This is a genomic window from Aeromonas sp. R5-1 (assembly GCF_040908265.1).
GTDB classification, from domain to species: Bacteria; Pseudomonadota; Gammaproteobacteria; order Enterobacterales; family Aeromonadaceae; genus Aeromonas; species Aeromonas caviae.
Map to the genome: position 1 here is coordinate 1 of NZ_JBFODJ010000085.1, position 13,608 is coordinate 13,608.

Annotated in this window: 11 protein-coding genes and 2 pseudogenes; 12 read left to right on the plus strand and 1 reads right to left on the minus strand. The window is 54.4% G+C overall.

The genetic code is table 11. From position 1 onward, the window contains the following. The first annotated feature begins 382 nt into the window (after positions 1 to 382). The 12 genes and pseudogenes from AB5Y64_RS12030 to AB5Y64_RS12085 form a co-directional block, all read left to right on the plus strand. Positions 383 to 763 carry a hypothetical protein gene (locus AB5Y64_RS12030; protein WP_368203860.1) on the plus strand — a complete coding sequence of 127 codons (381 nt, stop codon included), beginning with the start codon at positions 383 to 385 and terminating at the stop codon, positions 761 to 763. 38 nt (positions 764 to 801) lie between these two features. Further along, complete coding sequence (locus tag AB5Y64_RS12035; protein ID WP_368203862.1) at positions 802 to 1,749, plus strand: glycosyltransferase family 92 protein; 948 nt, start codon at positions 802 to 804, stop codon at positions 1,747 to 1,749. Between the two features lie 91 nt (positions 1,750 to 1,840). Next, positions 1,841 to 3,856, plus strand: a complete 2,016-nt coding sequence (locus AB5Y64_RS12040; protein ID WP_368203864.1) for a glycosyltransferase — start codon at positions 1,841 to 1,843, stop codon at positions 3,854 to 3,856. Continuing rightward, on the plus strand, positions 3,844 to 4,866 hold the full coding sequence (locus tag AB5Y64_RS12045) for a glycosyltransferase family 1 protein (protein ID WP_368203866.1): 1,023 nt from the start codon (positions 3,844 to 3,846) through the stop codon (positions 4,864 to 4,866). Before AB5Y64_RS12040 ends, AB5Y64_RS12045 begins: the two co-directional genes overlap by 13 nt. Before the next feature lie 163 nt (positions 4,867 to 5,029). Then, complete coding sequence (locus AB5Y64_RS12050) at positions 5,030 to 5,812, plus strand: methyltransferase domain-containing protein (protein WP_368203868.1); 783 nt, start codon at positions 5,030 to 5,032, stop codon at positions 5,810 to 5,812. 25 nt (positions 5,813 to 5,837) lie between these two features. Next, positions 5,838 to 6,923 (plus strand): dTDP-glucose 4,6-dehydratase, encoded by a 1,086-nt coding sequence (gene rfbB, locus AB5Y64_RS12055; RefSeq protein WP_368203870.1) that lies wholly within the window; start codon positions 5,838 to 5,840, stop codon positions 6,921 to 6,923. Then, entirely contained in the window at positions 6,923 to 7,810 is an 888-nt protein-coding gene (gene rfbD, locus AB5Y64_RS12060; protein ID WP_368203872.1) for a dTDP-4-dehydrorhamnose reductase, read from the plus strand. Before rfbB ends, rfbD begins: the two co-directional genes overlap by 1 nt. A gap of 123 nt (positions 7,811 to 7,933) precedes the next feature. Further along, positions 7,934 to 8,806, plus strand: coding sequence for a glucose-1-phosphate thymidylyltransferase RfbA (rfbA, locus tag AB5Y64_RS12065; protein ID WP_202046224.1), 873 nt, complete (start codon positions 7,934 to 7,936; stop codon positions 8,804 to 8,806). 49 nt (positions 8,807 to 8,855) lie between these two features. Further along, the gene (rfbC, locus tag AB5Y64_RS12070) at positions 8,856 to 9,407 is read left to right on the plus strand and encodes a dTDP-4-dehydrorhamnose 3,5-epimerase (protein ID WP_368203875.1); all 552 of its coding nucleotides are present in this window, start codon (positions 8,856 to 8,858) and stop codon (positions 9,405 to 9,407) included. A gap of 107 nt (positions 9,408 to 9,514) precedes the next feature. Further along, positions 9,515 to 11,542 (plus strand): capsular polysaccharide biosynthesis protein, encoded by a 2,028-nt coding sequence (locus tag AB5Y64_RS12075; RefSeq protein ID WP_368203879.1) that lies wholly within the window; start codon positions 9,515 to 9,517, stop codon positions 11,540 to 11,542. A gap of 7 nt (positions 11,543 to 11,549) precedes the next feature. Continuing rightward, entirely contained in the window at positions 11,550 to 12,863 is a 1,314-nt protein-coding gene (locus AB5Y64_RS12080) for a capsule biosynthesis protein (protein ID WP_368203876.1), read from the plus strand. A gap of 105 nt (positions 12,864 to 12,968) precedes the next feature. Beyond that, positions 12,969 to 13,076 (plus strand): annotated as a pseudogene (locus AB5Y64_RS12085) (IS630 family transposase); the annotation flags it as partial. On the opposite strand, the pseudogene AB5Y64_RS12090 reads toward AB5Y64_RS12085, so the two are convergent. Continuing rightward, a pseudogene (locus AB5Y64_RS12090) lies at positions 13,077 to 13,608 on the minus strand (ISL3-like element ISAeme19 family transposase); the annotation flags it as partial.

The window sequence follows — 13,608 nt, forward strand, 5'->3', positions numbered from 1 at the left end:
TATCCCACGAACAAAAAATGAAAATTTTAGTCATTTAATATCAATGGGTTACCAGTAAATGCTCTCGTGCCATATGACTTATTCGCACCTTCCCTGGATGCGCCAAAACTACCATCATTGACCGAATAAACGGACGGCGAGTAACTGTACAAGAAGAGGATATGCAAGCCTCCCACGACTCGTCGGCGCACACTGCCTGAACAAACGCGCCCAGTTACTGAGTGACCGGTGCCACAAGATAGGCAAGGAAAGGCCAGAGGATGACAACTACCCCCAGAGTTGGGGTAGACTCTCTGCACCCAAAGCGACTGGCATGACCTGAGTCTGGTCAACTCTGCCAACGCACCTCACAACAATAAAATGACACGAGTATCAAAACAGGATGACAACCACCTACACCCTGACAACATCGCCACTGGTTACCCAGGGTAGCCAGTTGCGCTGGCATATCGATTCATCTTCAAGCAAGGAGCCGCTCACTCTCACCCATGGCCGTATCGTGCTTCAGGGGTGGCTGCTGGCACAAGGAGAGACCTCCCCCCGGCTTGCCATCAAGACAGGCACCGCGACATATAGCTTTGCTTTCAATACCAAACGGCCTGACGTTGTTGCTGCCATCTTGCAGCAACCTACAGACAATCACCCTGGATTGTGCTGCGGCTTCAATATCGCTGTGCCCTTCTCTGACCGTATCACCCTGGGGTTGGAGTCTGATGGCCTCATTACCTGGCTGGAGGAGTTGACCTTCTCCCACGCCATATAAGGCAACCGCGCTAATTTGTGCCGGTATTCATCTATAGGATGAAACCGGCACTACACCCTGATTATCAATTGGACGATAAATTGAACCTCTATATTGCTGCCATCATTAAAGATGAATATTCAGGTCTGCTTGAGTGGATTGCCTACCACCGGGTATTAGGTGTGACCGGATTTATGATTGCCGATAATGGTAGTCGCGACGGCAGTACAGAACTGCTTGCCTCTCTCGCCAGATTGGGGATTGTGAGCACATTTGAGCAGCCCAATCTGGATAATCAAAAACCGCAATTACCTGCCTACGAGCGTATATTGCGTAGCTGCCCCCCCGAGGTTGATCTGCTTGCCTTTATCGATGCCGATGAATTTTTATTACCGTTGACCGATGGGCTTGGACTGACCGATTTTCTTGCTTCCCGCTTTCAGGATGAGAGCGTCAGTGCCCTCGCCCTGAACTGGTCCAATTTTGGTTCCAATGGCGAGTTGTTTGCCGAGGACGGCCTGGTGACTGAGCGTTTTACCAAGCGCGCGCCTCAATCTTTCAATGTTCACCACAATTTCAAAAGCGTCGTGAGGCCACAGCGGGTGAATCGTTTTCATAATCCTCACTACGCCGACTTGCGCTATGGCCGTTATGTCGATGCCTTGGGCAATGACGTGATACTGCATCCCAAGCATGGCAACGGAGTCAGTGCCGAGGTGCTCTGGAGCGGGGTGAGGGTTAATCACTATGCCGTCAAATCACTGGAAGAGTTTCTGCTCGGCAAGCATCTGCGGGGCAGTGCGGCCACCGCGAACCGGGTCAAGCACAAGGCCTATTTCAAGGCCCATGATCGCAATGATGAGACTTGTCTGCTTGCCGCCGCCCTGGCCCCCAGAGTAAAAGCAGAAATGGCCGCCCTGAACGAGCGACTCGCAGCCCTTCCTGCAGATGGCTCCCCCTCTGGTCGCTCCTGGCTTGGCGCCAGAATGAAGAAATGGATGGGTTGACACCGCCACATTAGTGTTTCTCTTACCCACGTTTGCCGGTCACGCCTGTGGCCAAACTGGGTGCCCTCTTCTTCGGATTGTGAAACTTGTTATGCATAGCGATGGCCATTGGCAGCCCTTGACGCTGCCAGACTCTTTTTCGTTGCGATCTGGCTGGCTCTTTATTCAGGGCAAAGTCCAGGCTCGTCAGCCACGGGGGGAAACCCGGTTACGCTGGCAATGCCGCCAGGGACGCTGGCATGAAAAAACACTGCCCGTAACGCGCCGTGGCACATTGCAAGAGCTGGTCCATCTCCCCAAGGGGGCCAGTCAACTCGCCCTGTTGGCGAGCAGTGAAGGGGCTGATTGCCAGGTTGAGGTCGGCCAGATTCGTCAGGTGTCGTCCATCGAGAGCCTCTGGCGCCGTCTGCGCCGGGTATGGCCCTTCTACGGGCAGCTGAATGCTCAAAAGCGCAGGCGACTGGGGTTATCCTGGCATCTGTGGTTCACCAATCTTCCTCTGGCATATGAACTGGTTGGCAAATTGCGTGATGACAGGCCCCTGCACGCCTACGAGCACTGGCTGGCCAGTTTCGATACCTTGCAGCCGGGTGATCATCAGATGATCACGCGTTTGCTGACTCGTTGGGACAACTTGCCCCGTGTCTGCCTGCATCTGGTGGGTGAAGGAGACACCGCAGCCCGGCAGCGTACCCTTGCCAGCATAGAGACACTCTGCTACCCGACAAGCCATGTCACCTTGCTGGAGCAGAGCGCTGACAGACCTGAGTCGGAGCACACTGCCGAAACCTGGCATTGGGCCATCCCCCTTGGGGCAGAGATCGCGCCTGCCGCGCTCTTTTGGGTCGCCAACCAGTTACGTATGACTCCTCATGTAAAATGGATCTACGGGGATCACGATCTGCTGGATCACAGTGGCAAACGCCACTCTCCCCACTTCAAACCGGATTGGAATGAAACACTGCTGCACGGCCAGAACTACATAGGTTGGTGTGCCCTGTGGCGCGAGCAAGGTGAACCTCTCGTGCCTGCCGACCGGGTCAGCTGTCATCACCAATGGCTGCTACTTTCCCGGCAGTTGGATGCAGGACAGATAGCGCATATTCCGGTGCTGATGATGCATCAACCCGGTGAAGAGCAGGATGATCATGGGCTGATCGCTCAGGCGAGCCAAGTGATGCCTTCGGGTGTGACGCTATCCCCTGCGCCCCACGGGATCTGCCGCTGGCACTGGCCATTGCCAGCCCAGCTGCCACGGGTCTCGGTGATCATCCCCACTCGAAATGGCGTGGCTCATCTCAAGCCCTGCATTGACAGTCTGGTGCGGCAGACACGCTATCCCAATCTGGAAATCCTGGTGATGGACAACCAGAGCGATGAAGCAGATACCCTGACCTATCTGGCCCATGCTGCCCAGGAATACGGGGTGCGGGTGATCCCTTATGACCATCCGTTCAACTATTCGGCCATTAACAATGCGGCCGTGGGCCAGGCCAGTGGTGAGCTCATCTGTTTGCTCAATAACGACACAGAGGTCATGAGCCCGAGCTGGTTGGAAGAGATGGTCTCTCATCTGCTGCGTCCAGGCGTCGGCGTGGTAGGTGCCAAGCTCTATTATGGCGACGGTAGAGTACAGCATGGTGGCGATGCCGTCGGTCCCGGTGGCTGCGCCGATCACTTTCATGCAGGCCTCACCGCTGATGACCCCGGCTATCAACGCAGAGCCGTTTGCGCGCAGGAGCTCTCTGCCGTTACAGCAGCTTGTTTGTTGACCCATCGAGAGCTATTCTTGTCACTGGGTGGTTTGGATGATCTCAATCTGCCCGTTGCCTTCAACGATGTGGATTATTGCCTACGGGCTGGTGAGGCTGGCTGGCGGATTGTCTGGACCCCGTTTGCCGAACTCTATCACCATGAGTCGGTCTCTCGTGGCAAGGACGTGACGCCACAGCAGTTGGCACGAGCACAAAAGGAACTGCGCTATATGAAAAAACGCTGGGCGCAGCGGCTGAAGCACGATCCTGCTTATAATCCCAATTTGAGCTATGACCGCCCGGATTTCTCGCTTAGTCATGCTCCCAATGTGGTATTGCCATGGATGAAATGATCAGAAAGGTATTATTCAAAAAATACCGAAAATTAAATAAAAAAGAACATGGTCTTAGCTCTCTATTACATGGTCCATGTCGACGTGTTATTATATTACATGAAGGGAATTCGCCGACACTGGCCTATTTTCAACAGAGTATAGCTGCACAGTTTAAAGATATAGAGGTAATACTAAAAGACGGTAACGACCTTAGCCATCTTTCAATCCAATCTGACGATGCTATCGTCATCATCAGATTTATATCTTCACACTGGCAGGCTAAATTTGAGTTGGACATTGATAAGCTATCAAGAATCATTTATTTCATGGATGATGACTTGCTGGATCCAACTGCATTGCAACGACTACCTAAAGAATATCGCAAGAAAATACTGCGCCGCGCCTCGGCTCAGCACAGGTGGATTACCGCGTATTGTGATGAGTTTTGGGTATCCACACCCTATCTAGCAAAAAAGTACTCTGCGTTCGATCCAAAAATTATCAACCCGATGCCTTCCAACATTTTACTTGAGCACACTCCCATGCTGAGAATTGCATATCATGGCACCAGCTCTCATCGGGATGAAAAAATCTGGCTGTATGAAGTTATTAACCAAGTCATGAATCTCTGCCATAATGTTACATTTGAAATATTTGGCGAACATGATATATACAAACTCTATCGTAATACACCTAGAGTGACTGTACTTCATCCCATGACTTGGGAAAACTACTTGGTATATACCAAAACTCAACGTATAGATATCGGTTTAGCCCCTTTGCTTGACTCTGCGTTTAATGCCGGGAGAGGGCCCGTCAAGTTCTATGATTTTGTCCGTATGGGCGCGGTAGGAATATATAGCAACCGAGCCCCCTATAAAGGAGTAGTGACGCAGAATGTCAATGGCATTTTGCTTGAGAATGACAGTGAACTATGGGTAAATGCAATTAAAACACTGGCTCACTCTCATGAAAAAAGAATGCAACTTGCCCATAATGCCAAGCAATCGGCCATACGCTCTTGCTAAACATTGATGTCAAGCAATAAAAATACCTATCATTATACTGCTCACGACTATGACATATAATTATCACGGGGTATTACCTTAAATAAAATGCTACCTCCTCGTGCCAGCCTCCTTGTAGGTTAAGGTTTAACCACCTATTAATATTGTATTAAAAAAGGATTTTATGCATCCATCCGCTCTATATTTTGGCAAAAAATTCTTCGATACTTACATTAAATATATTTCAGAACCTCTCAATATAATTGAGATAGGTTCGCAAGATGTGAATGGTAGTATCAGAGATTTCTTTGTATGCAAAGATAATATTATCTATACTGGCTTGGACTTTACCCAAGGGAAAGGTGTTGATATCTTGATCAGCGATCCTTACCGGCTCCCTGTAGAAGATGCATCTACCGATGTTGTCGTGACCAGCTCCTGCCTTGAGCATTCAGAGCTATTTTGGCTCTCATTCAGTGAAATGCTAAGAATTTTGAAGCCTGGTGGCCTTATCTATATAAATGTTCCAAGTAACGGATACATACATAGATACCCTGTCGACTGCTGGCGCTTTTACCCTGATTCAGGAAAGGCTTTAGAAACCTGGGGGCGTCGTTGTGGCTATGGTGTAACGCTACTGGAGTCATTTACCAGCGCACAGTTCTCTCATTTGCAAGAAGACAGATGGAGTGATTATATCGCCGTGTTCGCAAAAGGTGATATTCGGGCAAATAGTGTACAACGAATGTCTTTCTGTACTGACAAAACACTTAAAAACATTTGCACGAATATTCATGGCATTCAAGACACAGACTTCACCCCTGAAGATTTTAAAATTCAGGAGAAATATAAAAACCAAGTCGCAGACATTCAAAAAAGATTGGACTTGGTAGTGCATTCTTACGAAAATAAGCTAGCTCAGAAAGATATTGAGATCGAGAAACTTAAATCTTTATTAACCCCTTAAGCGCAGAAAAAAAGAGAGAAACGATATGAAAATCCTTGTGACTGGTGGTGCCGGTTTTATCGGTTCTGCGGTTGTTCGCCATATCATCCAGCATACCCAAGACTCAGTGGTCAACCTCGACAAGCTGACCTATGCGGGCAACCTGGAATCCCTGGCTGAGGTCTCAGGCAGCGATCGCTATGCGTTCGAGCAGGTAGATATCTGCAACCGCGCCGAGCTGGATCGGGTCTTTGCCGCCCACCAACCCGATGCCGTGATGCACCTGGCAGCCGAGAGCCACGTCGATCGCTCCATCACCGGCCCTGCCGATTTCATCGAAACCAATATCGTCGGCACCTATATGCTGCTGGAAGCCGCCCGTGCCTATTGGAACGTGCTGGACGAGACGCGCAAGGCGGCTTTTCGCTTCCATCATATCTCCACCGACGAGGTATATGGCGACCTGCCCCATCCCGATGAAGTGGCTCCCGGTGAGGCGTTGCCGCTCTTCACCGAAACGACCCCTTATGCCCCGAGCAGCCCCTATTCCGCCTCCAAGGCATCGAGCGACCATCTGGTCCGTGCCTGGCGCCGTACCTATGGCCTGCCGACCGTGGTCACCAACTGCTCCAACAACTATGGCCCCTATCACTTCCCCGAGAAGCTGATCCCGCTGGTGATCCTGAATGCTCTGGATGGCAAGCCGCTGCCTGTCTATGGCAAGGGCGACCAGATCCGCGACTGGCTCTATGTGGAAGACCATGCCCGTGCACTGTATACCGTGGTCACCACTGGCGTAATGGGCGAGACCTACAACATCGGTGGACACAACGAGAAACAGAACCTGGAGGTGGTGCACACCATCTGCGATCTGCTCGATGAGATGGTGCCAAAAGCCGGCTCCTATCGTGATCAAATCACCTATGTGGCCGACCGCCCCGGCCACGACCGTCGTTATGCCATCGATGCCAGCAAGATGAGCGCCGAGCTGGATTGGCAGCCGCAAGAGACCTTCGAATCCGGCATCCGCAAAACCGTGCTGTGGTACCTGGAAAATCAGCAGTGGGTCAACAACGTCAAAAGCGGGGCCTATCAATCCTGGATTGAGCAGAACTACGGGGAGCGTGCCTGATGCATATCCTGTTGTTCGGCAAGAATGGTCAGGTAGGCTGGGAGTTGCAGCGCTCACTCGCCCCATTGGGCCGGGTTACCGCGGTTGATTTTGATTCCACCGACTATTGCGGTGATTTCAGCAACCCGGCCGGCGTGGCGGAAACGGTGCGCCTGCTCAAGCCGGACGTGATTGTGAATGCTGCGGCCCATACCGCCGTCGACAAGGCGGAAAGCGAGCGGGAATTCGCCGAGCTGCTCAACGCCACCAGCGTGGCTGCGATAGCCAAAGAAGCCGAGGCGTTGGGAGCCTGGTTGGTCCACTACTCTACCGATTACGTCTTCGATGGCAGTGGCGAGCGTCCCTGGGTCGAAAGCGATAAAACTGCCCCGCTCAATGTCTATGGAGAGACCAAGCTGGCTGGGGAGCAGGCGGCAGCACTTTGCTCACGCCATCTTATCTTCCGCACCAGCTGGGTCTATGCCGCCCGTGGCGCCAACTTCGCTAAAACCATGCTGCGCTTTGGCAAGGAGCGAAGTGAAATGTCGGTCATCCATGATCAGTTTGGCGCCCCAACCGGGGCTGAACTACTGGCCGACTGCACCGCTCATGCGATCCGTACCGCGCAATACAAACCCGAAGTGGCGGGGCTCTACCATCTGATCGCTTCCGGCACCACCACCTGGTATGACTATGCCCAGCTGGTGTTTGCCAAAGCCGCAGAAGCAGGGGTTGAACTGGCGGTCACACACGTCAATGCAGTCCCGACCAGCGCCTTCCCGACCCCGGCCAAACGACCTCATAACTCCCGCCTTGATACCAGCAAATTCCAACGAACCTTCGATCTGGTACTGCCGGACTGGAAAGTCGGTGTTGAGCGGATGCTGACCGAGATCCTCGGAAAATAAGAAAATAAAGATAGCGTGGGTATACTGTCTCACGCTCCAGTAGGGATAAAACGCAAAGTGAGTGTTATTTAAGAGCATTCACTTTGATGGGTTACATAATTCAAAGATAAGAAATCAAGCACTATGAACAAACGTAAAGGTATTATTCTGGCCGGTGGCTCTGGCACTCGTCTCTATCCCGTCACCATGGCCGTCAGCAAACAGCTGCTGCCCATCTATGACAAGCCGATGATCTATTACCCGTTGAGTACCCTGATGCTGGCGGGGATCCGCGATATTTTGATCATCAGCACGCCACAAGATACCCCCCGCTTCGAGCAGTTGCTGGGCGATGGCAGCCAATGGGGCCTGAATCTGCAATACAAGGTACAACCGAGCCCGGATGGCCTGGCGCAGGCCTTTATTCTGGGGGAAGAGTTTATTGGCTCTGACCCCTGTGCACTGGTGCTGGGTGACAATATCTTCTACGGCCACGACCTGCAGAAACAGTTGGAGGCAGCCGCCGCCAAGCCTTATGGCGCCACCGTGTTTGCCTATCATGTACACGATCCAGAACGCTATGGCGTGGTGGAGTTTGATAAGCAGGGAACGGCGATTTCTCTGGAAGAGAAGCCGCTGGAGCCCAAGAGCAACTATGCGGTGACTGGCCTCTATTTCTACGATAACAGCGTGGTGGAGATTGCGAAAAGCCTGAAGCCTTCTCCTCGTGGTGAACTGGAAATTACCGACGTGAACCGTATCTACCTCGAGCAGGGGAATTTGTCGGTGGCCATGATGGGCCGTGGCTATGCCTGGCTGGATACCGGCACCCATGAAAGCCTGATTGAGGCGAGCAACTTTATTCAGACCATCGAACATCGCCAAGGCTTGAAAGTGGCATGTCCTGAAGAAATTGCGTTCCACAAAGGCTTTATCACTGCCGAGCAGGTGATGAAACTGGCGGAGCCGTTGAAAAAGAACGCCTACGGTCAGTATCTGTTGAAAATGCTGAAGTAATAATGTCCCAATGGGGCTATCAGCCCCATTTATACACCAGGTATTCATGATGAATGTTATTCAAACCAAGATCCCCGATGTTTTTATCTTTGAGCCGAAAGTGTTCGGCGATGACCGTGGTTTTTTCTTTGAGAGTTTTAATCACCAGCAATTCGAAGCGGCGATAGGTCGTAGCGTGACCTTTGTACAAGATAACCACTCCAAATCATCCAAAGGCGTATTACGCGGCTTGCATTATCAACTGCCCCCCCACGCCCAGGGGAAACTGGTGCGCTGCGTCGCGGGTGAAGTGTTCGATGTTGCAGTGGATATCAGGAAAAGCTCGCCGACATTTGGCCAGTGGGTGGGTGTACATCTTTCTGGTGACAACAAGCGTCAACTGTGGATCCCGGAAGGGTTCGCCCACGGTTTTGTTACCTTGACTGACACTGCAGAGTTTTTGTACAAAACCACCAATTATTATGCCCCCAGCAGTGACCGAGGCATTAAGTGGAATGATGACTCCATTGCAATTGAATGGCCGGCTCTGGATTGCGATATCATTACGTCCGCAAAAGACAGCGTTGCCAAGTCATTACTCGATGCAGATCTATTTATCTGAATTCCACTCCCCGTTCCGATACGGGGAGTTTTCTACAGCGCAGAGCAAAAATGAAATTATTGACAGGTTCAAAAGGCATCCTGGCCAGAAAAGCAAATATTGAACCTATGCTTGGCTGCCAGTTACACCTCTTCCACGACAATATGCCGTTTGCTGACACTGACGTGATAGTGGGCTGGGGTCAAAAGTCCAATACCTATCAAATAAGGCAGAAAGCGACGTCGCTGGGCCTGCCCTATTGGCAACTGGAAGATGGCTTTATCGGCTATATCGGCCATCCGGCCAAGGGCGGCAAGGCGGTATCCCTTATCGCCGATCCGGTCGGCATCTATTACGATGCCCGCCAGCCCAGCCAGCTTGAACAGCTTATCGCCACCCCCTGTGACGCCGCCATGCTGGCGCGAGCCGAGCGGCTTGTCCACGAGCTGGTGCGCCTTGGGGTCACCAAATACAACTGCTATGCCGAGCGACCCACCTCTCTCTCAAGTTATTCGTCACCCAGCCTGATGTCGAAGGAGGTCGCCGGGCTGCCCGCGGCGCTGGCCCAGCGCCTGCGGCAAGACGGCAGGCCCTGCGTCTTGCTGGTGGATCAGGTGGCCGGGGACCTCTCCATTCCCGGCGCCCTGGCCAGCGAGGCGGACTTTATCGCCATGGTGGAGGCGGCACGGCGCAATCATCCCGATGCCCGTCTCTTGCTTCGCACCCACCCGGATACCCGCTTTGGCAAGAAGAGTGGCGTGCTGGCCAGACTGAAACTGAGGGATGTAGAGATCGTTGCCGACCATTGTCATCCCCATGCCCTGCTCAATCTGGTGGACGCCGTATACACAGTGTCATCCCAGCTCGGCTTCGAGGCGCTCCTGCTGGGCAAACCCGTGTATTGCTTCGGCATGCCGTTTTATGCGGGGTGGGGTCTGACCCAGGACAGCAAACAGTGTGAACGCCGCACCGTTCAGGTGTCACTGGCCCAGCTAGTGGCGGCGGCGCTGATCTGCTATCCCCGCTATCTGGATCCCGTGATTGGCCAACGCTGCGAGGTGGAAGAGGTGATCGCCATCATCGCCCGCCAGCAGAAGACAGCCCCCCGTTGGCGCAGGCTCTATCTGGTGGGATTCTCCTTGTGGAAGCGCGCCTTTATGCAGGCCTTCTGTCAGCCCCTGGCCGAAGAGCTCTGCTTTGTGCGCAAGCCGCCAAAACGGCTGACCGGTGACGAGCAGGTGCTGGTATGGGGCAGTCGTTACCCAGAGCTCACCTCGGCCATCCGGGTGGAGGATGGCTTTATCCGTTCCAAGGGGCTGGGCTCCAACCTGTGTCGCCCCTCTTCCCTGTCGCTGGATCCGGTCGGGATCTATTTCGACAGCCGCAGCCCCAGCGGTCTTGAGCAGTTGCTCAATTACCAGGAGCTGACCCAGTCACAGCTCGACCGGGGTGAGCAACTGCTCACTCTGCTGCGCCAAAACAAGGTGAGCAAGTATAATGTCGGCGCGCCGACGCACTTCACGCCCCCCGCCGATGGCCGTCCCCTGGTGCTGGTGGTGGGTCAGGTGGATGGGGATGCCTCCATCCTGACCGGCAGCCCGACCATTCGCAGCAACGAGCAGTTGCTCTGGGCGGTGCGCGCCGCCAAGCCAGAGGCCCACATCCTCTACAAACCCCACCCGGATGTGGTGGCGGGCAATCGGGCCGGCGCCATTTCTGCAGCCTGTCTGGCGGAGTGCGTGGACAGCCAGGTGCTGGATATCGGCCTCACCAGCCTCTACCCCCACGTGGATGAACTGCACACCATGACCTCCCTGAGCGGCTTCGAGGCGCTGGTACAAGGGGTCAAGGTGACGACCTGGGGTCAGCCCTTCTACAGTGGCTGGGGGTTGACCACGGATGCCCATCCCCCGGCCCGGCGCCAGCGCAAGCTCCCCCTGGCGGCACTGGTCTATCTGACGCTGGTGGCCTATCCGCTCTATATCGATTGGCAGAGCGGACTCTGGATAAGCCCGGAGCAGTTGATCCGCCAACTGGCCGCGCAAGGTCAATCCTCCAGCCACAAGTCGAGCCGCTGGCAACGCTGGCAAGTCAAGCTGAGCTATCTGGCGCAAGCCCTGCTGCAACGCCCTTCCTTTCCCCAGTTGATGAGATGAGTCGTACATGAAGATTTTGCTGCTGCAAGGGCCGCTGGGCCCCTTCTTCCAGACCCTCAGCCAGGCGCTTTCCGACGCCGGTCACGAGGTCTACAAGATCCATTTCAACGGGGGGGATGAGTGCTGGCGCTGCGTAGGCCATAACGAACGCTTCACCGGCAAGCCGGAGACCTGGAACACCTTCTTTCGCCGCTTTATCAAGCGCCATGGCATCGACAGCCTCATCTGTTACGGTGATTGCCGTTATTACCACCAGCAGGCCATCCGTATTTGCAAGCTGAAAAAAATCCGCGTCTGGGCCATGGAGGAGGGCTACCTGCGTCCCGACTTCGTGACCCTGGAGCAAGGGGGCGTCAATGCCTTCAGCCCGCTCTATGCCAAGCGTGACTCCCTGGCCGAGATGACCTGGCCAACCCCTTACGAGGCGCGGCTGAAGGTGGGCAAAACCTTCGCCCGCCGGGCCTGGTATGCCAGCCGCTACCACATCAACAAGAGTCTTTTACGCTGGCGCTATCCCCATTTCGTCAATCACAGACCCTGGAGCCTCTATCAGGAGGCCAGGGGCTGGGTCGCTGGGGGCCTGGTGAAGTGGAAGCACAGATGGAGCGACCACTCCCTGCTCAAGGCCCTGCCCCAGCACAAGGGGCATATCTTCTTCGTGCCGCTGCAGGTCACCGAAGACTTTCAGATCCGGGAGCATTCGGATTTGAGCGGGGTGGAAGAGATGGTCGCCCAGGTGATGAACTCCTTCGCCGAGCACGCCCGCCGTGAGGATGTGCTGCTGTTCAAGCACCACCCCATGGATCGGGGCTATGTCAGTTATCAATCCCAGATCAACCGGTTGGTGACACTGCTCGGACTGGAAGGGCGGGTGTTCTATGGCTATGAGCTGCCACTGCCCACCCTCTATCCACTGCTCAAAGGGGTCATCACCATCAACAGCACGGTAGGCCTCTCCGCCCTGTTGCACCATGTGCCGACCTTCTGCATGGGGCGGGCCCTCTATGATCTGCCAGGTCTGACGACAAGAGGCTCCCTTGAGGGGTTTTGGCACAAACAAGATCCGGTTTGCAAAAAGACCTTCGAACGGATGCGCCAGTCATTGCTGCATCTGACCCAGCTCAATGCCAGCTTCTACCGTCATCTGGACATGGGTGCCATGGCCGTGGTGGAGAAGATCCAGCAGCACAATGTGCAGGCCCTCTCTGCCCAGAAGAGTAAACGTGCGGCAACACCTTCCGGCGTTGTCGGGGCCTTGGCCATCCTGAGTGCATTTTGCCTCCTGACCGAGGAGATGCTCACTCCGGTGACCATGCTCTAAATAGCTGTTCCGAATAGTAGATCACAGGAGGAAGGGAACTCAGTCCAGTTTGTGCGATCTCATTAGGCGCGAAACAAAACAAGCCACACCAAAAGGACTGAGTTGATGCCTATCCTACCACCCCTGCCACGACCACAACGGCGCCGCATTCACAAAATCATCCATGCCACGCGTGATAAAGGGCATGCTCGTCGCTTGATGGCCATCTTGCTGTTCCAGGTCGAACGCCGTGTTCATGTCCATCGCCACCGCTTCAATCTGCTGGCATCGCTCGCCGAGCTGCTCGAAGAAGGGACGGATAGCGGCCCTGCTGTTGCCGTGCCCCACCCACAGGACGCGGGTTCGCTCGGCATCCATGATCACGGTGGCATAGCGGTGTCCCTTGTGCAGGGCAAACTCATCCATCACCAGCCGCCGCACCTCCCCAAGTTCGATGGTGCCCACACTGGTCTGCAAACGGCGCTTGTCGATCTCCTTGATGGTGTGCCAACCGACCCCGGTGAGCTGGCTGACATGGCGGATGGGGAGGTACTGAACGAGCGCTTCAATCCAGCACTGCATGCGCCGGGTGAGGCGGGAGCCAGAGGGGAGCCAGTCGATATGTTCACTGACGCGACCACAGCGCAGACAGTCGACGCGGCGAACAGGCAGTTGTAACCAGACTTGTCGGTCAAATAGGTCTCGCTCACGCACCCGGCGGATACGTTGGTCGTGGATCAATGGCGTGGGTTGCAGGCATCGGCGA